This is a genomic window from Pseudomonas sp. TE31087 (assembly GCF_057284075.1).
Map to the genome: position 1 here is coordinate 5153126 of NZ_JBXVNN010000001.1, position 24094 is coordinate 5177219.

23 protein-coding genes are annotated in these 24094 nt (G+C 64.7%); 13 read left to right on the top strand and 10 right to left on the bottom strand.

Features of this window, described 5'->3' with window-relative positions; translation table 11 throughout:
• The first annotated feature begins 431 nt into the window (after window positions 1-431).
• The 3 genes from ACZ899_RS23250 (at window position 432) to gdhA (ending at window position 4350) form a co-directional block, all read left to right on the top strand.
• On the top strand, window positions 432-827 hold the full coding sequence (locus ACZ899_RS23250; RefSeq protein ID WP_203650514.1) for a hypothetical protein: 396 nt from the start codon (window positions 432-434) through the stop codon (window positions 825-827).
• Window positions 828-1054: 227 nt separating this feature from the next.
• Window positions 1055-2722, top strand: coding sequence for an energy-dependent translational throttle protein EttA (gene ettA / locus ACZ899_RS23255; protein ID WP_186734197.1), 1668 nt, complete (start codon window positions 1055-1057; stop codon window positions 2720-2722).
• 287 nt (window positions 2723-3009) lie between these two features.
• Window positions 3010-4350, top strand: coding sequence for an NADP-specific glutamate dehydrogenase (gene gdhA / locus ACZ899_RS23260; RefSeq protein WP_203650517.1), 1341 nt, complete (start codon window positions 3010-3012; stop codon window positions 4348-4350).
• Window positions 4351-4467: 117 nt separating this feature from the next.
• Here gdhA and ACZ899_RS23265 read toward each other — a convergent pair whose 3' ends face one another.
• The 4 genes from ACZ899_RS23265 to ACZ899_RS23280 all read right to left on the bottom strand — a co-directional run bounded on the left by ACZ899_RS23265 (window position 4468) and on the right by ACZ899_RS23280 (window position 7923).
• Window positions 4468-4965, bottom strand: coding sequence for a GreA/GreB family elongation factor (locus tag ACZ899_RS23265; RefSeq protein ID WP_234561975.1), 498 nt, complete (start codon window positions 4963-4965; stop codon window positions 4468-4470).
• Window positions 4966-5034: 69 nt separating this feature from the next.
• Window positions 5035-5391 carry a hypothetical protein gene (locus tag ACZ899_RS23270; RefSeq protein ID WP_234561977.1) on the bottom strand — a complete coding sequence of 119 codons (357 nt, stop codon included), beginning with the start codon at window positions 5389-5391 and terminating at the stop codon, window positions 5035-5037.
• A gap of 111 nt (window positions 5392-5502) precedes the next feature.
• Window positions 5503-7356 carry an Lnb N-terminal periplasmic domain-containing protein gene (locus ACZ899_RS23275; protein WP_234561979.1) on the bottom strand — a complete coding sequence of 618 codons (1854 nt, stop codon included), beginning with the start codon at window positions 7354-7356 and terminating at the stop codon, window positions 5503-5505.
• Window positions 7357-7434: 78 nt separating this feature from the next.
• The gene (locus tag ACZ899_RS23280; protein WP_028691183.1) at window positions 7435-7923 is read right to left on the bottom strand and encodes a DUF3015 domain-containing protein; all 489 of its coding nucleotides are present in this window, start codon (window positions 7921-7923) and stop codon (window positions 7435-7437) included.
• 254 nt (window positions 7924-8177) lie between these two features.
• Here ACZ899_RS23280 and ACZ899_RS23285 point away from each other — a divergent pair, with 254 nt between their 5' ends.
• The 5 genes from ACZ899_RS23285 (at window position 8178) to bamJ (ending at window position 13031) form a co-directional block, all read left to right on the top strand.
• A complete protein-coding gene (locus ACZ899_RS23285; RefSeq protein ID WP_203650523.1) occupies window positions 8178-10616 on the top strand; it encodes a Lon protease family protein in 2439 nt (812 codons plus the stop codon).
• Between the two features lie 163 nt (window positions 10617-10779).
• Complete coding sequence (locus ACZ899_RS23290; RefSeq protein WP_023631147.1) at window positions 10780-11118, top strand: PA4575 family protein; 339 nt, start codon at window positions 10780-10782, stop codon at window positions 11116-11118.
• Window positions 11119-11354: 236 nt separating this feature from the next.
• A complete protein-coding gene (locus tag ACZ899_RS23295) occupies window positions 11355-11843 on the top strand; it encodes a TIGR00645 family protein (RefSeq protein ID WP_203650525.1) in 489 nt (162 codons plus the stop codon).
• Window positions 11844-12022: 179 nt separating this feature from the next.
• Window positions 12023-12328, top strand: a complete 306-nt coding sequence (locus ACZ899_RS23300; protein ID WP_186712960.1) for a DUF6482 family protein — start codon at window positions 12023-12025, stop codon at window positions 12326-12328.
• 85 nt (window positions 12329-12413) lie between these two features.
• Window positions 12414-13031 (top strand): BamJ family beta-barrel-assembly machinery protein, encoded by a 618-nt coding sequence (bamJ, locus tag ACZ899_RS23305; RefSeq protein ID WP_203650529.1) that lies wholly within the window; start codon window positions 12414-12416, stop codon window positions 13029-13031.
• Window positions 13032-13158: 127 nt separating this feature from the next.
• Here the strand turns inward: bamJ and ACZ899_RS23310 are convergent, their stop codons facing one another.
• The 3 genes from ACZ899_RS23310 to ACZ899_RS23320 form a co-directional block, all read right to left on the bottom strand.
• Window positions 13159-13404: a PA4570 family protein gene (locus ACZ899_RS23310; RefSeq protein WP_028691179.1), complete on the bottom strand. Its 246-nt coding sequence runs from the start codon at window positions 13402-13404 to the stop codon at window positions 13159-13161.
• 151 nt (window positions 13405-13555) lie between these two features.
• Window positions 13556-13897, bottom strand: a complete 342-nt coding sequence (locus ACZ899_RS23315; RefSeq protein WP_046857186.1) for a zinc ribbon domain-containing protein YjdM — start codon at window positions 13895-13897, stop codon at window positions 13556-13558.
• Between the two features lie 185 nt (window positions 13898-14082).
• Window positions 14083-15051: a polyprenyl synthetase family protein gene (locus tag ACZ899_RS23320; protein WP_186712958.1), complete on the bottom strand. Its 969-nt coding sequence runs from the start codon at window positions 15049-15051 to the stop codon at window positions 14083-14085.
• A gap of 244 nt (window positions 15052-15295) precedes the next feature.
• Here ACZ899_RS23320 and rplU point away from each other — a divergent pair, with 244 nt between their 5' ends.
• From rplU to ACZ899_RS23345, 5 genes are all read left to right on the top strand, one after another.
• Window positions 15296-15610, top strand: a complete 315-nt coding sequence (gene rplU, locus ACZ899_RS23325; protein ID WP_003247466.1) for a 50S ribosomal protein L21 — start codon at window positions 15296-15298, stop codon at window positions 15608-15610.
• 37 nt (window positions 15611-15647) lie between these two features.
• Window positions 15648-15905 (top strand): 50S ribosomal protein L27, encoded by a 258-nt coding sequence (gene rpmA / locus ACZ899_RS23330; RefSeq protein WP_003247464.1) that lies wholly within the window; start codon window positions 15648-15650, stop codon window positions 15903-15905.
• 187 nt (window positions 15906-16092) lie between these two features.
• Complete coding sequence (gene cgtA / locus ACZ899_RS23335) at window positions 16093-17316, top strand: Obg family GTPase CgtA (protein WP_110735931.1); 1224 nt, start codon at window positions 16093-16095, stop codon at window positions 17314-17316.
• A gap of 87 nt (window positions 17317-17403) precedes the next feature.
• Entirely contained in the window at window positions 17404-18522 is a 1119-nt protein-coding gene (gene proB / locus ACZ899_RS23340; RefSeq protein ID WP_203650531.1) for a glutamate 5-kinase, read from the top strand.
• 23 nt (window positions 18523-18545) lie between these two features.
• Window positions 18546-18992, top strand: coding sequence for a CreA family protein (locus ACZ899_RS23345; protein WP_186713018.1), 447 nt, complete (start codon window positions 18546-18548; stop codon window positions 18990-18992).
• A gap of 226 nt (window positions 18993-19218) precedes the next feature.
• Here ACZ899_RS23345 and mksF read toward each other — a convergent pair whose 3' ends face one another.
• The 3 genes from mksF to mksB are packed head-to-tail and all read right to left on the bottom strand — an operon-like array spanning window position 19219 to window position 24033.
• Entirely contained in the window at window positions 19219-22050 is a 2832-nt protein-coding gene (gene mksF, locus ACZ899_RS23350; protein WP_203650533.1) for an Mks condensin complex protein MksF, read from the bottom strand.
• Window positions 22047-22754, bottom strand: coding sequence for an Mks condensin complex protein MksE (mksE, locus tag ACZ899_RS23355; RefSeq protein ID WP_011532174.1), 708 nt, complete (start codon window positions 22752-22754; stop codon window positions 22047-22049). Before mksE ends, mksF begins: the two co-directional genes overlap by 4 nt.
• Window positions 22744-24033, bottom strand: a complete 1290-nt coding sequence (gene mksB / locus ACZ899_RS23360) for an Mks condensin complex protein MksB (protein ID WP_110735926.1) — start codon at window positions 24031-24033, stop codon at window positions 22744-22746. The genes mksE and mksB overlap by 11 nt, the downstream gene beginning before the upstream one ends.
• Window positions 24034-24094 lie beyond the last annotated feature (61 nt).

The following is a 24094-nucleotide window of genomic DNA, read 5'->3' on the forward strand; positions in this document are numbered from 1 at the left end:
CCAGGCTGTGCTGGCGCAGGTCGGCCTGGGTATGGCGGAATTGGGCGAACAGTTGCCACAGCAGCAAGCCCAGCAAAACCAGGGCGAGCAGGGCCAGCGCCCCCTTGAGCGAGCCACGCAGGTGTGCGCCGGCCGAGGTGTCGGCAGGCCGCAGGGATGACGGTTGCGTGAGATTGGTCAAGCGTTGGGTCCTGCGATTGGGCTGGCGATGGCAGGGGTTGGGTTCTCGCAGCATGCACGGCGCGTGCCGTGGTCGCTGCGCACTATAAGACGCAGGCGAGAAGCCGACTAGCATGCCTTCAAATATGGCAAAGTGCCAGTCCGTGTGTCCGCGGTCTGGTCAGCAGCCGGTCATGTCGGTTCGGCAAGCCCCTGCAACCTGTGCGAGAATGCCGCCCGCTTCATAGTCAACGCAACGGAGATGTACGGTTTTGGTTACCCACTATTCCTCCAACGGCCTCGATTCCGCCTGTGGGCGTAGCAGTCAGACCCTGGTCAGCACGGCCGTGGCCGAGGACGTATCCTGCAAGACCTGCCAGCGTTCGCTGGCCAAGCCGGACACGGCTGCCGTCAGTGCCAACAAGACGCCGTCGCTGGCCGAACTGCGCAAACAGGCCAAGCCTGCGGTCGAGCCCGTCGCCCCGGCGCCTGCCAAGCCTGTTGCCGCGCCCGCCAAGGTCGCGAGCAAGCCCGCCGCCGCCAAGGCTGCTGAAAAACCTGCTCGCAGCGGTGGCTTCAGCGTCAAGGCCGCCTGGGCCGCGCGTCTGTCCGAACAGTCGGACCGTTGCCGTTTGCCGCGTGGCAAGGTAAAGCAAGCTCACGTCTGAGCCTGCTCACCCTATCGCGGGTCAAGCCCGCTCCCACGAAACAATGCCGTGGCGTGGGAGCGGGCTTGACCCGCGATAGCCGCCGAGCGGCCCCGCCATCTACCCCATCTGTGCAACGCCGCGACTTGGCGTAGAATGGCCCACTTTGTTCAACGACACCCCGTAACTACATCCCCCTGGCCCATGCCGGGGCGCGTGTCTTTACCTATCTGATAGAGGGCTTGGTTTTGGCTCAATACGTCTACACCATGCATCGGCTGAGCAAGGTCGTGCCGCCGAAGCGGGAAATTCTCAAGAATATTTCCCTGTCGTTCTTCCCGGGCGCCAAGATCGGCGTGCTGGGCCTGAACGGCGCGGGTAAATCGACCCTGCTGCGGATCATGGCAGGCGTCGACAAGGAATTCGACGGCGAAGCCCGTCCGATGCCCGACATCAACGTCGGCTACCTGCCCCAGGAGCCGCAACTGGACCCGACCAAGACCGTGCGTGAAGTGGTCGAGGAAGCGGTCAGCGTGATCAAGGACGCCCAGGCTCGCCTGGACGAGGTCTACGCCGCCTACGCCGACCCGGATGCCGACTTCGACAAGCTGGCCGCCGAGCAGGCCAAGCTCGAGGCCATCCTGCAGGCCGCCGACGGCCACAACCTGGAGCGTCAGCTGGACGTCGCCGCCGACGCCCTGCGCCTGCCGGCCTGGGACGCCAGGATCGAGCACCTGTCCGGTGGCGAGAAGCGCCGCGTGGCCCTGTGCCGCCTGCTGCTGTCGGCTCCCGACATGCTGCTGCTGGACGAACCGACCAACCACCTGGACGCCGACTCGGTGGCCTGGCTTGAGCGTTTCCTCCACGACTTCCCCGGCACCGTGGTGGCGATCACCCACGACCGTTACTTCCTCGACAACGTCGCCGGCTGGATCCTCGAACTGGACCGCGGCGCCGGCATCCCGTACGAAGGCAACTACTCGGGCTGGCTGGAGGCCAAGTCGGATCGTCTGGCCCAGGAATCCAAGCAGCAGAGCGCCCACGAGAAGGCCATGAAAGAGGAACTGGAGTGGGTGCGCAAAGGCGCCAAGGCCCGCCAGTCCAAGTCCAAGGCCCGTCTGCAGCGCTTCGAAGAGATGCAGTCGCAGGAATTCCAGAAGCGCAGCGAGACCAACGAGATCTACATCCCGGCCGGTCCGCGCCTGGGCGACAAGGTCATCGAGTTCAAGAACGTCACCAAGGGCTACGGCGATCGCGTGCTGATCGACAACCTGTCGTTCGCCATGCCCAAGGGCGCCATCGTTGGCGTGATCGGCGGCAACGGTGCCGGTAAGTCGACCCTGTTCCGCATGCTGATGGGCAAGGAGCAACCGGACTCGGGCAGCATCGAGATCGGCGAAACCGTGCAGCTGGCCTGCGTCGACCAGAGCCGCGAGGACCTGGACGGCAGCAAGACCGTGTTCCAGCAAATCTCCGACGGTTCCGACCAAATTCGCATCGGCAGCTACGAGATCCCGTCGCGCACCTACGTCGGCCGCTTCAACTTCAAGGGCGGCGACCAGCAGAAGTTCGTCAAGGACCTCTCCGGTGGTGAGCGTGGCCGCCTGCACCTGGCCCTGACCCTGAAGGAGGGCGGCAACGTCCTGCTGCTCGACGAACCGTCCAACGACCTCGACGTCGAAACCCTGCGTTCCCTCGAGGAAGCCCTGCTGGACTTCCCGGGCGCCGCCATCGTGATTTCCCACGACCGTTGGTTCCTGGACCGTGTGGCCACTCACATCCTGGCGTACGAGGACGACTCGAGCGTGGTGTTCTTCGAGGGCAACTACACCGAGTACGAAGCCGACCGCAAGAAGCGCCTGGGCGACGCCGCTGCCCAGCCGCACCGTGTGCGTCACAAGAAACTGGCCCAGTAAGGCGGTTTCGGTTGCACAAGAATGGGGCCCTTCGGGGCCCCATTTTTGTGCCTGGAATATGCTGTTTGTTTTGTTTGCGTGGGAGCAGGCTTGCCCCGCGATGGCTCGCGCTCAGGCAATCGCGGGGCAAGCCCGCTCTCACGATTCAGTCATTGATTCTGTATACACTTATAGAAATTGCACTAAATAATTTCATAAAAACGACATCTCGCCCTGTTCCAGTGCGATTGGTTCTTGGTACATTCGGGAAAAAACCAAAAACAATCCCTCTTGGTGAGATGTCTACCATGATCGAATCTGTCGACGATTTCCTGGCCCGCCTGCAACAGCGCGACCCGGCCCAGCCCGAGTTCCACCAGGCCGTGGAGGAGGTGCTGCGCAGCCTGTGGCCTTTCCTCGAAGCCAATCCTCACTACCTGCAGGCGGGCATCCTCGAGCGCATGGTCGAGCCCGAGCGCGCCGTGCTGTTTCGTGTGTCGTGGGTCGATGATCAGGGCAAGGTCCAGGTCAACCGCGGCTACCGCATCCAGATGAGCAGCGCCATCGGCCCGTACAAGGGCGGCCTGCGCTTCCACCCGTCGGTGAACCTGGGCGTGCTCAAGTTCCTGGCCTTCGAGCAGGTGTTCAAGAACTCGCTGACCTCGCTGCCCATGGGCGGCGGCAAGGGCGGTTCGGACTTCGATCCGAAGGGCAAGAGCGACGCCGAAGTGATGCGCTTCTGCCAGGCGTTCATGAGCGAGCTGTACCGTCACATCGGCGCCGACCTTGACGTGCCGGCCGGTGACATCGGCGTTGGCGCCCGCGAGATCGGCTTCCTGTTCGGTCAGTACAAGCGCCTGGCCAACCAGTTCACCTCGGTGCTGACCGGCAAGGGCATGACCTACGGCGGCAGCCTGATCCGTCCGGAGGCCACCGGCTACGGCTGCGTGTATTTCGCCGAAGAGATGCTCAAGCGCCAGGACAAGCGCATCGACGGTCGCCGCGTGGCGATCTCTGGCTCCGGCAACGTTGCCCAGTACGCCGCGCGCAAGGTCATGGACCTGGGCGGCAAGGTCATCTCGCTGTCCGACTCCGAAGGCACGCTGTTCTGTGAAGCCGGGCTGAGCGACGCGCAATGGGATGCGCTGATGGAACTGAAGAACGTCAAGCGTGGCCGCCTCAGCGAGCTGGCCGGGCCGTTCGGCCTGGAGTTCCGCAAGGGGCAGACGCCGTGGAGCCTGCCGTGCGACATCGCCCTGCCGTGCGCCACCCAGAACGAGCTGAACGCCGAGGACGCCCGTACCCTGCTGCGCAACGGCTGCATCTGCGTGGCCGAAGGCGCCAACATGCCGACCACCCTGGAGGCTGTGGATATCTTCATCGAGGCCGGCATCCTTTATGCGCCGGGCAAGGCTTCCAACGCCGGCGGCGTGGCCGTGTCGGGCCTGGAGATGTCGCAGAATGCCATGCGCCTGCTGTGGACCGCGGGCGAGGTGGACAGCAAGCTGCACCACATCATGCAGTCGATCCACCATGCGTGTGTGCATTATGGGGAAGAGGCTGATGGGCGCATCAACTACGTGAAAGGCGCCAACATCGCGGGCTTTGTGAAGGTCGCCGATGCCATGCTGGCGCAGGGCGTAGTCTGATCTCGGATCGCAGGGGGCCGCTCTGCGGCCCTTTCGCGGCACAAGGCCGCTCCTACAGCAAAGCGCAATCCCCTGTAGGAGCGGCCTTGTGCCGCGAAAAGGCTGCAAAGCAGCCCCTCAACCCTCAACCTCGATTCCAATAATCTCGATCATCTGATCCCCCGCCGGCCTTCGCCACAACACTTCATCCCCAGGCCCGGCCCCCAGCAACGCCTGCCCCAGCGGCGAGCCCCAGTTGATCAGCCCATGCAGAGCATCTGCCTGGTCCTCGCCCACCAGTTGTACCTGATGCTCCCGGCCATCCTCATCGACGAAACGCACCCGACTGCCAATCTGTACCTTCTCCGTGGACGTGGCCGCAGGCACTACCTGTGCACTCTGCACGCGGGCGTTGAAGTAGCGCAGGTCGCGCTCGGTATCGGCCAATCGCTGTTGGTCGGCCGGCTCGCCCTGCGCCTGTAGTTCGCCGCGCAACGCATTGAGCGCGGCCAGCCGTTGCTGCAACTGGGCAAAGCCGGTGGCGGTGACATAGTTGGGCTGGTCGCTGACCCGGCGCTCCACCGGCTGGCTGGCCTGGGCGGCGGCCTGGTCCTCGTTGACGAATGCTCGGCTCATGCAGGGGCCTCCTTGTACTGGAGACCATGGTGGCAGGTTGTGGGTTGCAACGGATGTCCGTTTGCGACGTCACTTGCGGCGATAGGCGCGGGCGGCGTCCTGGTCCTTTTCCTGCTGCCAGTCGCGGTCGCGCTCGTCCCAGTAGCGTTCGCGGTATTCGCGCAGGTCTTCGTTGGACTGCATCGCCTGGCACTGGCGAAAGCCGTCATCCCAGCCGCTTTCGTACTGGCGATTGTGCAGGTAGCGCGGGACATCCTTGCGAAAGTCGCCGGCCATCAGCCCGGCGGCCTGGCGCCCGCTGCTGCAGCCGTCCTGGAAGCCGTCGGCGTAGGCGGGGGGATAGCCCTGGTTGACCATCTGTTCATGGGTGGTCTCGCATCCCGCCAGCAGCAATGCGACACACAGGCCCAACCAATACCGCGACATATCCACAAGACCTTTGACGTAATGATGGAAAGTCTAGGGGGTGAATTGTCGGCGCGATGTCAAAACGCTGTCGAAGGATCGCGACGCAGTCGTGGGAGCGGGCCACGTTGATCAGTATTGGTACCACTTGAGCTCCAGCATCACCTCGTTCTGCGCCGTGGCCAGATGACTGAACTGCCGCGAAGCGCTCAACCTCAGCCCCAGGTCCCGGCTGATTTCCCACTGCTGGTTCAGGCTGATGCTGCGCCTTACCTCGCCATTGGTGAAGTAGTCGCCCTTGGCCTCCAAGGTCAAGTTGCCCAGCCCATTGCGCCATAGCAGCCCGCCATTGAACCCGGTCGCGGGCGAAATGAACTCGGCGAAATCATTGTGGTGTTCCAACCGCACTGTGCCCAGGGCAAAGCCCAGCAGGTCGTCGCCCAGCTGCCAGGTACCGCCAGCGCCGCCATTGACATGACTGACCAGCACCTCGTCGTCGTGCTTGCCCGGCACCCGCTCCAGGCCCCCGGCAACCTGCCACGACCAGGGCTTGAGCAACTCATTGCGTGGGGTCAGTGAGCGGATGGTGGCCAGGTCCAGGCGCTGCACCTGCCAGTCGTTGCCCTCGTACTGGCGCAGCTTGAGCTGGAGGATCTCGATCTGCGCGCCCAGCGGGAAGCCGTACAGGTTGTCGTTGAGGTCGTGGTAGGCCATGCGCAGGCCGTACTCGGCATAGGCGCGGTCTTCGCGGCTGCCGACGCCCAGTTGCCAGGTGCGCGACTGATGGCCGTCCTCGGGCAGGCCTGGGCGCTCGATCGCCAGCGGTGGCGGCGGGTTGCGGTTGATCGCCCTGAGCAGCTCGAAACTGCGCGCGGCCTGGGCCGGGTCGCGTTCCTGGCCGTTGGCCCGGTAGCGCTCCAGGCGATAGGCGGCATCCTGCACCAGCGCCTGGCGCTCGCGGGGCAGGGCGGTGAAGTCGGGGCTCTGCAGGTGGGTGGTGTCGGCGCTGATGGCCAGCACCTGCTGTTTTTCCTCATGTGCCAGCGGCTCGGCGCGAGCCAGCAGCTCGCGCTCGCGGGAGGGGCGATAGCGCACGTCCGAGACCAACCCCGATTGCTTGACCGCCTTCACGGTGTCGGTGGGGATGGCGGTCAGCGGGAACTGCGAGGTCAGGTCCAGGCTCGGACGCGCCACCTGCAGCAGTTCCAGCAGGCGGTAGGAGCAGTTCTCGTCGAAGAAGAAGTAGTCGAACTTGACCTGCCTGAGCTCCCACACGTGCTCGACCATGCGCCCGGTTTCCTGCGGCGTCAGGTCCAGCTGGTATTCCCATAGGTCGCGGTTCTCAAGGCTGCGGTATTCGGAGAGTTTCTCCTGGTAGGGCATGATCGCGAACAATCCGGGGTAGCCGCCCATCAGGCCTTTCCAGGCGTAGAGGATGCTGTTGTCGCTGCCTTCGATGTAGGCACCGAAGTTGATCGCGTAGCTCAGCAACGTGGTGTCGTCGCGGCGGCTGCTGGACTGGTCGATGCGCAGCAGCGTGTGGCCGAACATCGACGACGGGCTGTTGAGGTAGGCCGCCGGGAAGATCAGCGTCGCGCTGTGCGGGTCGATGGACGTGTACCAGGTCTTGAACTCCTGGCAGTCCGGGCTCGGCAGGTCGGTCAGGCCCAGCTGCTCACTCAGCCAGCGGGTACGCGCGGGGAACACGCACTGGGCATGCTTGTCGCCCAGGCTGGCCGGGGCGTACAGGGCGGCGACCGTGGCCTGCAGCTCCTGGTCCGGGTGATGGGCACCATCTTCGGCGAGGAAGAAGCGTCGATCGTCCACATAGCTGCGCCAACCGCCGAGCTTGGCGGTTTCGTAGTGTCCGAGGGCGATCCAGTAGGGCGTGGCCGCCAACTGCTGGACGCGGGCCGGGTCGAGCTGTGGCGCGGCATGAATCGGTGCGCTGACGAGCAGCGCCAGGGAAGCGAGGCGTTTGAGCATGTCGGGCAACTACATCCTGATGATGCCGGAAGGTGAAGCGCCAAACCCGCCCCGCAACCGGGGCGGGAGGCGTGGAACTCAAGCCTCGGTGGCGTACTTGGCCAGTTGCGGGTCGCTCTTGAGCACGGCCAGGGTGTTGGAGTGGACAGTCTCGGCAGTCACGTCGGCGCTGCTGAAGATCTGCTGGAAGTGCTCATGGGTGACGGCGGCGAAGCGCGCGCGGTCTTCAGGCGCCACACCGAGGACCACGGCATAGGTGGTCAGGGCTTCGCCCTGGCCCTGGGCCATGTCTTCGGAGAGCTCGTTCATCATGCCGTTCATGGCGAACCAGGATTTGCCGCCATAGGTGAGCGCGGCCTTGGTCGAGCAGCCGTTGGTGCCCGAGGTCATGCCGAAGGTTGCGTTGCCGGAGGTGCCGTTGGTGGTGGAAGCCAGGAAGTGGGCCGGTGTGCCGCGCTGGCCCTCGAACAGCAGGTTGCCCCAGCCGCAGTTCGGGCCGCCCGGCGCTTCGGCCATGGCGTTGATCGAGACAGCGGCGAACAGAGTACCCAGAAGAATCCGTTTCATAGCGTTGTTCTCTTTCTCAAGTGACGTACCAATGGTCAGGGTTCTGGCAACGCGGTTGCCAGGGCGGGAGGATTTCCATCCCCCTGCGCAGCTTGGAGTTTAGGCACGATCCAAAGGTTGCGTTGTTTATTGCGAAAAATTGCTTGCGCGATCGGCCATGTTGGGCTGTGACATAAAGTCCCACGGAGCCTTGCCGCTGCGCGCTGGCGGCGCCAGAATGCCTTCCATCCGCCCCGCCGAAGTAAGGAAACCCAATGCCCGATTCTGTCGCCTCGCGCCTGCGTCTCGCGCCCGAAGCCCTGACCCGGCGTTTCTCCGCTGAACAGTTCGCTTTCTCCAACACCGACGACCTGGAGCCGTTTCGTGGCGTCCTGGGCCAGGAGCGTGCCGTCGAGGCCCTGCAGTTCGGCGTGGCCATGCCGCGCCCCGGTTACAACGTGTATGTGATGGGCGAGCCCGGCACGGGCCGCTTCTCGTTCGTCAAGCGTTACCTCAAGGCCGAAGGCAAGCGCCAGCACACCCCGGCCGACTGGCTGTACGTCAACAACTTCGAGGACTCCCGCGAGCCCCGCGCCCTCGAGCTGCCGTCCGGCAGCGCCCATGAGTTCATCAGCGACATGAACGGGCTGATCGACAACCTGCTGGCCACCTTCCCGGCGGTGTTCGAGCACCCGTCCTACCAGCAGAAGAAGAGCGCCATCGACCGCGCCTTCAACCAGCGTTACGACCGGGCGCTGGACGTGATCGAACGGGCCTCGCTGGAAAAGGACGTGGCCCTGTACCGCGACAGCAGCAATGTCGCCTTCACCCCCATGGCCGATGGCAAGGCGCTGGATGAAGCCGAATTCGCCCAACTGCCGGAGGCGTTGCGCGAGCGCTTCCACGAGGACATCGCCGAGCTGGAGGAACGCCTGAACGAGGAGCTCTCCAGCCTGCCGCAGTGGAAGCGCGAATCGAACAACCAGTTGCGCCAGCTCAATGAAGAGACCATCACCCTCGCCCTGCAGCCGCTGCTGGCGCCGCTGTCGGAGAAGTACGCGGAAAACGCCGCAGTGTGCGCCTACCTGCAATCGGTGCAGCTGAACCTGCTGCGCACCGTGGTCGAGCAGTTGGTCGATGACAGCAAGACCGACGCCGTGGCGCGCAAGATGCTCGAGGAGCAGTACGCGCCCAACCTGGTGGTCGGCCATCCCGGCAAGGGCGGGGCGCCGGTGGTGTTCGAGCCGCACCCGACCTACGACAACCTGTTCGGCCGCATTGAATACAGCACCGACCAGGGTGCGTTGTACACCTCCTACCGCCAGTTGCGCGCGGGGGCGTTGCACCGCGCCAACGGCGGCTTCCTGATCCTGGAAGCGGAGAAGATGCTCGGCGAGCCGTTCGTGTGGGACGCCCTCAAGCGCGCCCTGCAATCGCGCAAGCTGAAGATGGAGTCGCCGCTGGGCGAACTGGGTCGTGTCGCCACCGTCAGCCTGACGCCGCAGATGATCCCGCTCAGCGTCAAGCTGGTGATCATCGGCTCGCGCCAGCTGTACTACGCGCTGCAGGACCACGACTCGGACTTCCAGGAGATGTTCCGGGTGCTGGTGGATTTCGACGAAGACATGCCCATGGTCGACGAGAACCTGGAGCAGTTCGCCCAGCTGTTGCGCACCCGCACCAACGAAGAGGGCATGGCGCCTTTGACCAGCGATGCGGTGGCGCGCCTGGCCACCTACAGCGCGCGCCTGGCCGAGAACCAGTCGCGGTTGTCGGCACGGATCGGCGACCTGTTCCAGCTGGTCAGCGAGGCGGACTTCATCCGCCAGCTGGCCAACGAGGCCATGACCGATGCCGGCCACATCGAGCGCGCGCTCAAGGCCAAGGCCCAGCGCACCGGGCGGGTGTCGCAGCGGGTGCTCGACGACATGCTCGCCGGGATCATCCTGATCGACACCGAAGGCGCGGCGATCGGCAAGTGCAACGGCCTGACCGTGCTCGAGGTCGGTGATTCGGCGTTCGGCATGCCGGCGCGGATTTCCGCCACCGTCTACCCCGGCGGCAGCGGCATCGTCGACATCGAGCGCGAGGTCAACCTCGGCCAGCCGATCCACTCCAAGGGGGTGATGATCCTCACCGGCTACCTGGGCAGCCGCTACGCCCAGGAGTTCCCCCTGGCGATCTCGGCGAGCATCGCCCTGGAGCAGTCCTACGGCTACGTCGATGGCGACAGCGCCTCGCTGGGCGAGGCCTGCACATTGATCTCGGCGCTGTCGCGCACGCCGCTCAAGCAGTGCTTCGCCATCACCGGCTCGATCAACCAGTTCGGCGAGGTGCAGGCGGTCGGCGGGGTCAACGAGAAGATCGAAGGCTTCTTCCGCCTCTGCGAGGCCCGTGGCCTGACCGGCGAACAGGGCGTGATCATCCCGCGGGCCAACGTCGCCACGCTGATGCTCGACGAGCGGGTGGTGCAGGCGGTCGAGGCCGGGCGCTTCCATGTCTACGCCGTCAGCCAGGCCGACGAGGCGCTGAGCCTGCTGGTCGGCGAGGAAGCCGGCGCGGTCGACGACAAGGGCGAATTCGCCGAGGGCAGCGTCAACGCCCGGGTGGTCGAGCGCCTGCGGGTGATCGCCGAGATGATCAGCGAGGAGGAGATCAAGGAGGCCGAGAAGGAGCGCATGGAGGAGGTCATCGCCCAGGCCAAGCCTGCCTGAGTCAATAAACCGGCGCTGGCGGCCATGTGCTACCGTTCAGCGCCGGTTTTCCAACTTTTTCCTCAGCTCGGCTAAAGTGGAACTTAAGGACGTTGTCAGGGTTCAGGATGGAGACAGCCTGAGGGTTTCAGGCTGAACAGGGCTTTACAGAGGGGACGCCGCCATGCGCAACCTCAGCCTCACCCGCCAGTGCCTGGGCCTGGTGACCCGCATCGAATGCAGCATCCGTCCGCTGGCCGGGGACAACGGCATGTGGACCTTGCTGTTCGCCGCCGGCATGGCCGGCGAACAACCCTCGGCGATCAAGGCCCAGGGCCCGTTCCATGGGCCGATGGTGGCCGAGTCGGTGATGAACGCCATCGTCGACAGCCTCACCCTTCATGGTTATCAGGTCGCGGAAGACCCGCAGATCTGGTGCCTGCACCTGCAGGCGCAGTTGCGCCGGATCAACGGTGAGCGTTGCCGCAATCTTGGGGACTATCAGTTCCATCCGGAGACCTGAGCGTCTTTGCTGTGGAACCAGGTTCCCGTGGGAGCGGGCTTGCCCCGCGATAAAGGCCCGGCCTGGCCATTGTGACAAGATGGCTGGCGCCATCGCGGGGCAAGCCCGCTCCCACGAAGTCGCCTCCACAAAGCCCGTTCCCACGTGCGGCAACCAGCCGCAGGCTTTTGCTGTCACAGGTGGCTGGCTATACTCGCGCTCGCTTTTCCAGTCACTTCACGAGTCCCCTACTGTCCATGGAACGTATCCTCGAAAACGCGATGTATGCCTCACGCTGGCTGCTCGCCCCGATCTACTTCGGCCTCTCGCTTGGCCTGCTGGCACTGGCCCTGAAGTTCTTCCAGGAAATCATCCATGTCCTGCCCAACGTCTTCACCCTCGCCGAAGCCGACCTGATCCTGGTGATCCTGTCGCTGATCGACATGTCGCTGGTCGGCGGCCTGTTGGTAATGGTGATGATCTCGGGCTACGAGAACTTCGTCTCGCAGCTGGACATCGACGACAGCAAGGAGAAGCTCAACTGGCTCGGCAAGATGGATTCTTCGTCGCTGAAGATGAAGGTCGCCGCGTCCATCGTCGCCATCTCGTCGATCCACCTGCTGCGGGTGTTCATGGATGCGCAGAACATCTCCACCGACTACCTGATGTGGTACGTGATCATCCACATGACCTTCGTCATCTCGGCGTTTGTCATGGGTTACCTGGATCGCATTACCAAGCACTGATGCCTGCAAGGGCCATTCGCGGGTAAACCCGCTCCCACAGGTTCTCTGCCAACCCTGTGGGAGCGGGTTTACCCGCGAAGAAGGCAATGCGCTGCAACTGACGAGCGGTGCCTTGTCTAATCCAAGGTTCTGTACAAAAAATGAGCACTCATGCGTGGTTCCCGCAGCGAGGTACGCCCATGAACCTGCATCAGCTCAATACCGAGGCCAGGGCTGGCCATGTCGACGAACTCAACCTGATCGCCATCGAGGGCGGTGACTACCTGCTCGAGGCCCGGGTCAAGGGCCGTGCCCACCCATTGGACGATGCGCGTGGCAAGCGCTTGCGTGTGCACTCTGTCGAAGATGCGCGTCAGCTCCTGCAAGCGCTTCCCCTGCTGTCGATGAACCTGGTGCACTGGTCCGTGCAGGACGAGATGTGCGGCCTGGGTCTGCACCCGGAAGAAGACCTCAAGGTCCCGATTTCCCAGCGTTCGGCCTGGTAGCTGCTTCGCGCGGCACCAGTGTGCTAGGCTGCTCGCCCTTTTCATTAGGGCGCGGATGCAGTGCGCCCTTAAGCGGAGCAAGCCAATGTCCGAACTCAACCTGTCCACCGACGAATCCCGCGTCAGCTACGGCATCGGCCGCCAACTGGGCGGCCAGCTGCGTGACAACCCGCCACCAGGCGTCAACCTGAACGCTATCGTTGCCGGCCTGACCGACGCCTTCAACGGCGCCGACAGCCGCGTCAGCGAAGAAGACCTGTCGGCCGCCTTCAAGGTCATCCGCGAAGTGATGCAGGCCGAAGCCGCAGCCAAGGCCGAAGCCGCCGCTGCCGCCGGCAAGGACTTCCTGGCCTTCAACGCCAAGCGCGAAGGCATCGTGACCCTGGCCTCGGGCCTGCAGTACGAAGTGCTGACCGCAGGCGAAGGCGCCAAGCCGACCCGCGAAGACAACGTGCGTACCCACTACCACGGTACCCTGATCGACGGCACCGTGTTCGACAGCTCCTACGAGCGCGGCCAGCCGGCCGAATTCCCGGTCGGTGGCGTGATCGCTGGCTGGACCGAGGCCCTGCAGCTGATGAACGCCGGCAGCAAATGGCGCCTGTACGTGCCGAGCGAGCTGGCCTACGGCGCCCAGGGCGTCGGCAGCATCCCGCCGCACAGCACCCTGGTGTTCGACGTCGAGCTGCTCGACGTTCTGTAATGCCGCCGGGGCCGCTTTGCGGCCCATTCGCGGGCAAGCCCGCTCCCACAGAAACCTCGCTGCAATCGAGAGCAATGAGATACCTGTGGGAGCGGGCTTGCCCGCGAAGAGGCCAGTGCTGCTGGCCTCAATTCCAATCGGTTCCCCCCGGGCGCAACGCCCGCGCATAGCAGAACAGAAACAGATTCCTCACCAGCTCTTTGAGCACCCCGGGTTCACTCGAATTCAACCCCGTGAGATCCAGGTCTCCCTGGTCACGCAGTTCGTCGAGCGCGTCTTCCTCGAGTACGGCGCACACTTCGCCAGTCTCGCGGTGGAGGATACGCAGGTAGGGGTGGGGGCGGTCGAGCCAGGCGTCGATCAGATAGGTCATGGCTATTCTCCTTGGATAGCGTTTCCAATGAGAATAATTCTTATTATCAAAATAGCAAGGGACTATTGGAAGAAATCTTCCAAATGGTGCAGGCGATCCTGTTGCAGGATCTGTCAGGGCCGCCCGCAGGGCAGCCCCGAGGGGCAGGAGATCAGACCTTGCGCACGAACTCGGACTTGAGCTTCATCGCGCCGATGCCGTCGATCTTGCAGTCGATGTCGTGGTCGCCATCGCACAGACGGATGTTCTTGACCTTGGTGCCGACCTTGACCACCAGGGACGAACCCTTGACCTTGAGGTCCTTGATCACGGTGACGGTGTCGCCGTCCTGCAGGACGTTGCCGACCGAATCCTTCTTCACCACGTCGTCGCTGGCGGCTTCGGCTTCGCCGTTGGCCGACCACTCGTGGGCGCATTCGGGGCAGATCAGTTGGGTGCCATCCTCATAGGTGTATTCGGAGTTGCATTGGGGGCAGGGTGGCAGAGTGCTCACGGCTTTTCCTTTCAAGTACAGGCGGGTAAAGGCGCACATTGTATAAGGTTTTGCGCCTGTATGCACAAAAGCATCGCGGGGCAAGTCGCATCGGCGCACCGCCGCTCCCACGCCATGATGTGTGCCGGCGTGGGAGCGGCGGTGCGCCGATGCGACTTGCCCCGCGATGAGGGTGTTGCGATGAATCAGTGGGTGCGCGCGACCGCGAACTCGCTCAGCTCGACCAGGGCATCCCGGTACTCGCTGGCCGGCAGCACTTCCAGGCAGGCGATGGCGCGGGCGACGTAGTCGCGGGCCATCTGCGCGGTGTAGTCCAGGGCGCCGGATGCCTCGACGGCGATGCGGATCTGCTCCAGGTCTTCCAGGCCACCTTTCTGGATCGCCTGGCGCACCAGCGCGGCCTGCTCCGGGGTGCCTTCGCGCATGGTGTAGATCAGCGGCAGGGTCGGCTTGCCTTCGGCCAGGTCGTCGCCGACGTTCTTGCCCAGGGTCTCGGAGTCGCCCTTGTAGTCGAGCAGGTCGTCGACCAGCTGGAAGGCCACGCCCAGGTGGTCGCCGAAGGTGCGCAGTGCTTCGCGCTGCTCGTCGGTGGCGCCGGCCAGCGCGGCGGCGCTGTGGGTCGAGGCCTCGAACAGCATCGCGGTCTTGCCGCGGATGACGTCCATGTACACCTCTTCGGTGGTGCTGGCGTCACGCACGCGCGACAGCTGCAGCACTTCACCCTCGGCGATCACCCGGGTGGCCTTGGAGAGGATCTGCATGACCGGCATCGAGCCCAGCTCGACCATCATCTCGAACGAGCGCGAATAGAGGAAGTCGCCCACCAGCACGCTCGGCGCGTTGCCCCACAGGGCGTTGGCGGTGGAGCGGCCACGGCGCATGCCGGACATGTCGACCACGTCGTCGTGCAGCAAGGTGGCGGTGTGCAGGAACTCGATGGTCGCCGCCAGCAGGCGCAGGTCGTCGCCTTCGCGGCCCAGGGCCTTGCCGCACAGCAGCACCAGCAGCGGGCGCAGGCGTTTGCCGCCGGCGGAGGTGATATAGTCGCCGATCTTCGATACCAGCGGGACGCGCGAGGTCAGCTGCTTCTTGATGATCTCGTCGACGGCGCTGAAATCATCAGCTACCGCGCGGTAGAAGGATTGGGGTTGCATCGGCTGCTCCATTGAGGTTGCGCGGCATGCTAGGTCGCGGGTCCCGGTGTGTCAAGGCGCGGTGGCCGTGGCCCCGGGCCGGTACTTGCAAGCATTTATGGGGTTGCGTACAATCGCGCACCCTAACTTCCTGGGCAGCACCTGCCTTACGCAATTGCACCGGGCCGTTCCAGCCTTGTGCAGCCATGCCAGCCAATACTCATCATATAAAGCGCTGGGTGAGCAGGATTATCGGAGAAATACCATGTCTTACGCAGTAATCGTTACCGGCGGCAAGCAGTACAAAGTCGCTGAAGGTGAATTCCTCAAGATCGAAAAACTGGAAGTCGCCACTGGCGAATCCGTGACCTTCGATCGCGTCCTGCTGGTCGCCAACGGTGAAGAAGTCACCATCGGCGCTCCAGTTGTTGCTGGTGCTAAAGTAGTGGCCGAAGTCGTTTCGCAAGGCCGCCACGACAAGGTTCGCATCATCAAGTTCCGTCGTCGTAAGCACCACATGAAACGCATGGGCCACCGCCAGTGGTTCACCGAAATCAAAATCACCGGTATCCAGGCTTAATCGCCCCGATCCCCTGAATTTATTGGAGAATTGAACCATGGCTCACAAGAAGGCTGGTGGTAGTACTCGTAACGGTCGCGACTCAGAATCTAAACGCCTTGGCGTGAAGATGTATGGCGGCCAGGTGATCAAGCCGGGCAACATCATCGTCCGTCAGCGCGGCACCGAATTCCACGCTGGCTACGGCGTTGGCATGGGCAAGGATCACACCCTGTTCGCCAAGATCGAAGGCGTGATCAAGTTCGAGAAGAAAGGCGAGTTCATGCGCCGTTACGTGAGCATCGTCGCCGCTTAATCGCGACGTCGCTCCAGAAGCCCCGTCATGCGACGGGGCTTTTTCGTTTGTGGTGAGCCTCTTGCAAAGCTGTTTGTCTGGGCTGCCGGCGTTGGTTTCTGATGGTACGGGGCCGCCGCGCTCATTTTTGCAAGAGCCTCATGGTTTTCTGGTTTTCGACTCGTCGTCCGACGAGAGGCGGTTTTGAATGAAGTTTGTAGACGAAGTATCGATCCGGGTTAAGGCCGGTGACGGCGGCAACGGTTGCATGAGCTTCCGCCGCGAGAAATTCATCGAGAACGGTGGCCCCAACGGCGGTGACGGTGGCGACGGCGGTTCGGTGTACATGGTGGCCGACGAGAACCTCAACACCCTCGTCGACTACCGCTACACCCGTCACCACGAAGCCCAGCGCGGCTCCAACGGCGGCAGCACCGACTGCACCGGCAAGAAGGGCGATGACCTGTTCCTGCGCGTGCCGGTGGGCACCACCGTGATCGACGCAGCCACCCAGGAAGTCATCGGTGACCTGATCACCCCGGGCCAGAAGCTGATGGTCGCCCAGGGCGGCTGGCACGGCCTGGGCAACACCCGCTTCAAGTCCAGCACCAACCGGGCGCCGCGCCAGACCACCCCGGGCAAGCCCGGCGATCAGCGCGACCTGAAGATGGAAATGAAGGTCCTGGCCGACGTCGGCCTGCTGGGCCTGCCGAACGCCGGCAAGAGCACCTTCATCCGCTCGGTCTCGGCCGCCAAGCCGAAAGTCGCCGACTACCCGTTCACCACCCTGGTGCCGAACCTGGGCGTGGTCAGTGTCGACCGCTGGAAGAGCTTCGTCATCGCCGACATCCCCGGCTTGATCGAAGGCGCCTCCGAAGGTGCCGGCCTGGGCATCCGCTTCCTCAAGCACCTGGCCCGTACCCGCGTGCTGCTGCACCTGGTCGACCTGGCGCCGCTGGACGGCAGCAGCCCGGCCGATGCCGCCGAGATCATCATCAACGAGCTGGCGCAGTTCAGCCCGGCGCTGGTCGACCGTGAGCGCTGGCTGGTGCTGAACAAGGCCGACATGATCATGGACGACGAGAAGGATGAGCGCGTCAAGGAAGTGGTCGAGCGCCTGAACTGGGACGGTCCGGTCTATGTCATCTCGGCCATCGCCAAGCAGGGCACCGAGAAGCTCAGCCACGACCTGATGCGCTACCTCGAAGACCGCGCCGACCGCCTGGCCAACGACCCGGCCTACGCCGAGGAACTGGCCGAGCTCGACCAGCGCATCGAGGACGAGGCCCGTGCCCAGCTGCAGGCCCTGGACGATGCCCGCACCCTGCGTCGTACTGGCGTCAAGAGCGTGCACGACATCGGTGACGATGATGACTGGGATGACTTCGAGGACGACGAAGACGGCCCGGAAATCATTTACGTGCGCGACTGATCGGTTGCAGTACACTAAACGCCGCTCTCTGGAGCGGCGTTTTTGTATCCACGGTATCTACAGATTCGACATAGGTTGGAAGAGAAGATGCGAAGCAAGGTGACTGGCGCCCAGCGCTGGGTCGTGAAGATCGGCAGCGCGCTGCTGACCGCCGATGGCAAGGGCCTCGACCGCGGCGCCATGGCGGTGTGGGTCGAGCAGATGGTGGCCCTGCGTGAAGCGGGCGTGGAACTGGTGCTGGTCTCCTCCGGGGCCGTGGCCGCCGGCATGAGCCAGCTGGGCTGGACCTCGCGACCGAGCGCGATGAACGAGCTGCAGGCCGCCGCCTCGATCGGCCAGATGCGCCTGGTGCAGGCCTGGGAGTCGAGCTTTGGCGAGCATGGCAAGCACACCGCGCAAATCTTGCTGACCCACGACGACCTCTCCGACCGCAAGCGTTACCTCAATGCCCGCAGCACCCTGCGCACGCTGGTCGACCTGGGCGTGGTGCCGGTGATCAACGAGAACGACACCGTGGTCACCGACGAGATCCGCTTCGGCGACAACGACACCTTGGCCGCCCTGGTGGCCAACCTGGTGGAAGCCGACCTGCTGGTGATCCTCACTGACCGCGACGGCATGTTCGACGCCGACCCGCGCAACAACCCCGAAGCCCAGCTGATCTACGAAGCCCGTGCCGACGACCCGTCGCTGGACGCCGTGGCCGGCGGTACCGGTGGCGCCCTGGGCCGCGGCGGCATGCAGACCAAGCTGCGCGCCGCGCGCCTGGCCGCCCGTTCCGGTGCCCACACCATCATCATTGGTGGCCGTATCGAGCGCGTGCTGGATCGCCTGAAGGCCGGCGAGCGCCTGGGCACCCTGCTGTCGCCCGAGCGCGGCATGCTCGCCGCGCGCAAGCAGTGGCTGGCCGGCCACCTGCAGACCCGTGGCACCCTGGTGCTCGACGACGGCGCGGTGAAGGCCCTGCGCGAATCGAACAAGAGCCTGCTGCCGGTGGGCGTGAAGACCGTGCAGGGTAGCTTCCGCCGTGGCGAGATGGTGGTCTGCGTCGGCCCCGATGGCCTGGAGGTGGCCCGTGGCCTGGCCAACTACAGCGCCCTGGAGGCGCAGAAGATCATCGGCCAGCCGTCCGACGCCATCGAGAGCCTGCTGGGCTACAGCGCCGAGCCTGAGCTGGTGCATCGCGATAACCTGGTCCTGGTCTGAAGGAGATCACCGTGCTGAAAAGGATGTTTGCCGTGGCGGCGCTGCTGCTGCCGATGCTGGCCGGGGCCGAGGAAATCGGCCAGGTGTCCACCGTGTTCAAGTTCGTCGGGCCCAATGACCGCATCGTGGTCGAGGCGTTTGACGACCCGAAGGTCGACGGCGTGACCTGCTACCTGTCGCGGGCCAAGACCGGTGGCTTGAAAGGTGGGTTGGGGCTGGCCGAGGACCGTGCCGAGGCGTCGATCGCCTGCCGTCAGGTGGGGCCGATCCACTTCAAGGGTGAGTTGAAAGATGGCGAGGAGGTGTTCAAGGAGCGCACCTCGCTGGTGTTCAAGACCATGCAGGTGGTGCGGTTCCTCGACAAGAAGCGCAATACGCTGGTGTACCTGGTGTACAGCGACCGGGTGATCGAAGGCAGCCCGCAGAATGCGGTGACGGCGATTCCGATTGTGCCTTGGGCACAGCAGTAACCTGCTAGAAACAATCGCGGGGCAAGTCGCATCGGCGCACCGCCGCTCCCACGCCAGCACACAGCATGGCGTGGGAGCGGCGGTGCGCCGATGCGACTTGCCCCGCGATGCTTTAAAAGGCGAGGGCTTCGCCCTCGTTCGCGGGTAAACCCGCTCCCACAGGTACTTCATTAATCCTGTGGGAGCGGGTTTACCCGCGAAGGGCCGCAACGCGGCCCCGGCTACCTCAAGCCAGTTCCTCGGCCTCATCCTCGCGCACGATCGCCTTCACTTCGTCGCGACGGCTGATGTACTTCCAGTCCGCCTCGTCGATGTAGATGCCATTCGGCCCGCTGCCGCCTTCCAGGTCGATCGCCACCCGCGCCGACACCTGCGGCTTCACGCTCGCCAGGATCGGCACGAAGCCCAGCTGCTGGCTGGTCTCCAGCAACGCCGCCTGGTTGCGTTCGTCGATGTCCGCCGCCTCGTCGAGGTAGTACGGCAGGCGAATGCGCCCGGCCAGGTCGCGGTCCATCAGGTGCAGCAACAGGTACATGTTGGTCAGCGCCTTGATGGTCATGGTGGTGCCGTTGGACGCAGCGCCGTCGATGTCGGCGTGAATCACCGGCTGGCTGTTGATCTTGGTGATCTCGAAGGCCAGTTCGAACAGGTCCTTCAGGCCCAGCTGGTTGTGGTTGGCCGCCACCAGCCGCGCCAGGTATTCCTTGGCCTCTTCGTTCTTGTGATCCTGCTCGGCGCTCTGGGTCAGGTCGAACACCGACAGCGTTTCGCCTTCCTCGTACTGGCCGGCGCTGTGGATGATCTGGTCGATGTGCCGGAGCGCTTCCTTGTTCGGTGCCAGCACCACGCGGAAGCTCTCCAGGTTCGACACCTGGCGCTTGTTGATCTCGCGGTTGAATAGCGCCAGCTGGTGCTCGAGGCTGTCGTAGTCGCTGCGGATGTTGCGCAGGGTCCGGGCGATGTCGGTGACCGCGGCGCGGCGGGCCTTGGCCAGGGTCAGCGCTTCCTCGGTGCGGTGCGAGTAGGCGTTGATCAACAGCTGCAGGCGGCGCTCCATGTCGTCTTCGCTGTCGAACTTGGCCACGCCCTTCAGGCGCACCTGGGCGTACAGCGCCTCGATCTGGTTGTCGACGCGCTGCAGCGCCTGCCAGCTGTCCTGGTAGTCGTTGAGCAGCGGCAGCAGGTTGTCCATGGAGTCGTCGATCGCCTCCATGAACGGCGTGCCGAACGGCAGGTCGGCCGGCAGCAGCTGGCGACGGCGCAGGGCGTCTTCCAGGGTGCGCTGCTTGGCTTCGAGGTCGGCGATCTGCCGGCCCACCAGCTGCAGCTTGGCCGACAGTTGCTGGACGCGTTCGGTGAAGGCGTCGCTGGAGCGCTTGAGCTCGTCCTGGGCGGCTTCCAGCTGGCCCAACTGCTCCATTTTTTCCGGCTCTTCGGCGGCCAGGGTCTCGGTGCGGCGGAAGTCTTCCAGGGCCTTCTGCGCATCCAGCACCTGCTGGTACAGGGCCTCGGTCTGCGCCTTGCTGGCGGCGCGGTCGAGGGCCACGGCCTGCTGGGTCTTGAGCTGCTTGAGTTCTTTTTCCAGGCGCTCTTTCTGGTCGCGCAGGGCGGCGCGGTCGGCCAGGGCCTGCAGCGCGGGTGGGTCGATGTGCGAGATGTCGATGGACAGGCCCGGCACTTCGAAGCGTTCGCCCTTGAAGCGGTCGAGCACGCCTTCGAGGGTCTTCACCCAGACGTCGCTGTCGTCCAGCTCGATGCCACGGTCACCCAGCGGCAGGCTGAACAGCGCACCGTTGAACAGGCGCATCAGGCGGTCGACGTCCTGCTGCGAGAACTCCTCGCGCAGGCGGGCGTAGCTGTTGTTGTCGGCGTGGTCGAGCTGCTGCTTGACTGCCTTGACGCGTTTTTCCAGGTCGCGCACGCGCTCGTCGAGGTCCTCGGCGGAGAACTGTCGCGACTGGGCCAGGGCGCCGGCCAGTTCGTCGTGGGCGTCCTTGGCCGCCAGCAGCTGCTGCTCCAGGACCTTGACGTCGGTGACCAGGGCGAAGCGGTGCTTGAGCACCGACAGCTCACCCAGCCAACGCTGGATGCCGGTGATCTCGCGCTCCAGGCGCATCAGCTCCTGGGTACCGCCGCGCTGGTCGTTCTGCAGGCGGTCCTGCTCGCCACGGTAGTGCTCGGACTGGATCACCAGCTCTTCCTTGCGCGCCATGGCGTATTCCTGCCAGGTGCCCAGCAGGTTGTCGAGCAAGGGCGAGATGCGGTGCAGCTTGCCGCGCAGGATGTCGCGTTGGGCCACGCCACCGGCCAGGGCCTCGACCAGTGGGCCTGCGGCCACCAGGGCGTTGTAGTCGCCCTCCATGCGGCGCACGTCGCGGAAGGCCTCTTCGCAGGCGGCGATGTAGTCGACGCTACCGGAGCGCAGGCTGTGCTCGAAGGCGTCGAGGAACAGCTGCTTGAGCTTGGCGGCGGTGATCTCGCGCATGTGCAGCAGGTTGATGAACAGTGCGCGGAAGGTCTTCAGGCTCTGCTCGCTGGTCGAGCGCAGCGGGATCAGGGTCAGGTCCAGCGGCACCGAGGTGTGGCCGCCGACTAGCAGTCGGCGCAGTTCGTCCGGCTTGAGCTCGTAGGCTTTCAGGCCATGGCGCTCGAGGTTGGTGAACAGCTCCTTCTGGCGCAGGCAGGTGTCGTCTTTCTGGTAGTGGGCCAGGTCCAGCTCGCCCTGGTAGGCGAAGAACTGGTGGCCGAAGCCGCCGCCCGGGCCGCGGCCGACCACGCCGATCACGTGCGGGCCGTGGGGCAGGTTCAGTTCGGTGAGGATGTAGCTGGTGTCGGTGGCGAAGTAGAAGCGCCGCGACTGTTCCAGGCTGTACTTGCCGAAACTCATGTCGGACATGCGCGCCAGGATCGGGAACTGCAGGGCGTTGATCGACGCCGATTTACCCAGGTTGTTGGCGCCGTAGACCGACAGCGGGTGTTCCAGGGGGAACAGGCCGAGGCTGTAGCCGGCGGTGTTGAGCAGTGCGAAGCGGCGGATGCCGTAGCGTTCCTGGCTCATGCGTCAATCTCCTGTTGCTCTTCGCGGATCGCCCGGGCCAGGGCGTCCTCTTCGCTTTCCTCGCCGTCGAACGGGGTGAGGTCGAGCGGGTCGTCGGTGCGGTTGAGTTCCTCGGGGGTTTCTTCCACCACCAGCACGGGCACCGGCAGCGGCAGGTCGCTGTGCAGGGTGGCGGCCAGGTCGCGGTCCTGCTGGACCGACAGGCACACGTCGAGGAAACGGTGCATCGGCGGCATGAAGCGGTAGATGCCGCCCTCTTCGAAGGCGAAGCCCAGCTGGGTCATGCGGCGCATGATCTTTTCTTCGAGCTCGTCGACGGTCTGCACTTCGGCCTGCAGGAACAGGTCGCGGTACTTGTCCAGCAGCGATGGCAACTCGTCGCGGCCGATGCTGCCACCGTCGAGCACGGCCATCGGGTCGCGGCCCTGGTCGGCCAGGTGCTCGACCAGGATGAAGGTGAACAGCGACAGGCGCTGGGCGGTCTTGTTGACCTGCGCGGCGGCCTGCTCGGGGACGAAGTAGTAGAAGCCGCGGGTGTCGCAGACCAGCTCGAAGCCCAGGGCCTTGAACAGGGTGCGGTACTGGTCCTGGAAGTTCGACAGCTGGGCGTACAGCTCCGGGTCGCGGCGGCTGATGTGGAAGCCCTTGAACAGCTCGCGGAAGATCGGCGCGAGCTGGGACAGTTCGGAAAGATCAAGATGCATGGACGGGGCTCGCGGTGGATTCGGTCGTGGTCGCCGGCTTGTTGTCGCGGCTGGAGGTCAGGGCGAAGGAGCGCAGGCTGACCAGGTGTTCGCGGGTGAGGTATTGCTGGCGATCGAGGCGCTCGCGGCTGAAGCGCTTTTCCCGCGACAGGCGCGAGAACCAGTACAGCAGCTCGTCGGTGGCGCCCTCGGGCTCCTGCTCCAGCAGCCAGACCATCAGGTCCGGCAGCGGCAGGGCGTCTTCGCAGCGTTCGAGCATTTCCTTGACCGTGCGTGGGGCGCGGGGCAGCGGGCCCTTTTGCGTCTTGTGCGCCTTGGGGAAGCGGGCAGGCTTGGGCTCGAAGCGGGCCAGGGCGTAGACGTAGGCTTCAACTTGGCTGGCGCTGCCGAGGAAGGTGCTCTGCGGGCGGGTGAACAGCGGCATGGCGGCCTGCGGCACGGCGTCAATGCCCTTCTTGCGGATCACCGACAAGGCCAGCGCGGCGCCACGGGTCACGGCGTTGTGCCGGCGCGCTTCTTCGCGCAGCGGCAGCAGCAGTTCGCGGGCGTGGCGCAGGGTCAGCTGGGCGCTGGTCTGCATTTCGAGGATGCGCGCATGGGTGCGCAGCAGCATGTCGTCGTCGACCAGGTGGCCCAGGCGCGCCTGCTCGCCCAAAAGGCGCAGCAGCACGGTCTCGACCTTGCGCACGCCCTGCTCGAAGGCGCCGTCGGCGTTGACCAGCTGGATCATCGGTTCGACGTACTCGTCCCAGGTCGCCAGCACTTCGGCGTAGCGCTGGCGCAGGGGGATCTGGCGGTTGCTGGTCTTGGCCCGCTCGGCCACGGCCACCAGCGCCTGTTCGTCGTTGTCGAGCTTCTTCAACACGTCGCGCACGCGCATGTCGAGCAGGCGCAGCTGGCGCGCCAGGTCGTCGCTGTCGCGGTTGTCGAAGGCGTCCTGGATATGCCCGGCGAGGCGTTCCAGGTGGCGCAGGTAAGCCTCGATCTCCAGGCACAGGCCCAGCCGGTGTTCGCGGCGCAGGTAGGCGAGGAAATCGTGGATCTGCGCGTTGAGCTCGAAACGGTTCGGGCTCTTGGCCACCGGGACCAGGATGTCCAGGCGGATCCACACGTCGAGCAGCTGGGTGATGTCCTGCGGGGTGCTTTCCACCTGCTGGCGGGCCAGCTGCTGGCGCAGCTCGACCAGGCTCAGGGTGCCCTGGTCGAAGCGCTCGCACAGCGGCTCGATCAGGGCCCAGTGTTCGGCTAGGGCGCGCAGGACGCGCTTGGGTTCGATCATTGGCGGGTCGACTCGTTGCCAAATAAAAGGGGCGATTGTACTGCATCCGGGGGGGAGGATT

Bases quoted from the DNA above. Each gene is read 5' to 3' on its own strand.
- gdhA (WP_203650517.1), top strand. From the start codon at position 3,010: ATGATCGAATCTGTCGACGATTTCCTGGCCCGCCTGCAACAGCGCGAC.
- ACZ899_RS23265 (WP_234561975.1), bottom strand. From the start codon at position 4,965: ATGAGCCGAGCATTCGTCAACGAGGACCAGGCCGCCGCCCAGGCCAGC.
- ACZ899_RS23270 (WP_234561977.1), bottom strand. From the start codon at position 5,391: ATGTCGCGGTATTGGTTGGGCCTGTGTGTCGCATTGCTGCTGGCGGGA.
- ACZ899_RS23275 (WP_234561979.1), bottom strand. From the start codon at position 7,356: ATGCTCAAACGCCTCGCTTCCCTGGCGCTGCTCGTCAGCGCACCGATT.
- ACZ899_RS23280 (WP_028691183.1), bottom strand. From the start codon at position 7,923: ATGAAACGGATTCTTCTGGGTACTCTGTTCGCCGCTGTCTCGATCAAC.
- ACZ899_RS23285 (WP_203650523.1), top strand. From the start codon at position 8,178: ATGCCCGATTCTGTCGCCTCGCGCCTGCGTCTCGCGCCCGAAGCCCTG.
- ACZ899_RS23290 (WP_023631147.1), top strand. From the start codon at position 10,780: ATGCGCAACCTCAGCCTCACCCGCCAGTGCCTGGGCCTGGTGACCCGC.
- ACZ899_RS23295 (WP_203650525.1), top strand. From the start codon at position 11,355: ATGGAACGTATCCTCGAAAACGCGATGTATGCCTCACGCTGGCTGCTC.
- ACZ899_RS23300 (WP_186712960.1), top strand. From the start codon at position 12,023: ATGAACCTGCATCAGCTCAATACCGAGGCCAGGGCTGGCCATGTCGAC.
- bamJ (WP_203650529.1), top strand. From the start codon at position 12,414: ATGTCCGAACTCAACCTGTCCACCGACGAATCCCGCGTCAGCTACGGC.
- ACZ899_RS23310 (WP_028691179.1), bottom strand. From the start codon at position 13,404: ATGACCTATCTGATCGACGCCTGGCTCGACCGCCCCCACCCCTACCTG.
- ACZ899_RS23320 (WP_186712958.1), bottom strand. From the start codon at position 15,051: ATGCAACCCCAATCCTTCTACCGCGCGGTAGCTGATGATTTCAGCGCC.
- rplU (WP_003247466.1), top strand. From the start codon at position 15,296: ATGTCTTACGCAGTAATCGTTACCGGCGGCAAGCAGTACAAAGTCGCT.
- rpmA (WP_003247464.1), top strand. From the start codon at position 15,648: ATGGCTCACAAGAAGGCTGGTGGTAGTACTCGTAACGGTCGCGACTCA.
- cgtA (WP_110735931.1), top strand. From the start codon at position 16,093: ATGAAGTTTGTAGACGAAGTATCGATCCGGGTTAAGGCCGGTGACGGC.
- proB (WP_203650531.1), top strand. From the start codon at position 17,404: ATGCGAAGCAAGGTGACTGGCGCCCAGCGCTGGGTCGTGAAGATCGGC.
- ACZ899_RS23345 (WP_186713018.1), top strand. From the start codon at position 18,546: ATGTTTGCCGTGGCGGCGCTGCTGCTGCCGATGCTGGCCGGGGCCGAG.
- mksF (WP_203650533.1), bottom strand. From the start codon at position 22,050: ATGAGCCAGGAACGCTACGGCATCCGCCGCTTCGCACTGCTCAACACC.
- mksE (WP_011532174.1), bottom strand. From the start codon at position 22,754: ATGCATCTTGATCTTTCCGAACTGTCCCAGCTCGCGCCGATCTTCCGC.
- mksB (WP_110735926.1), bottom strand. From the start codon at position 24,033: ATGATCGAACCCAAGCGCGTCCTGCGCGCCCTAGCCGAACACTGGGCC.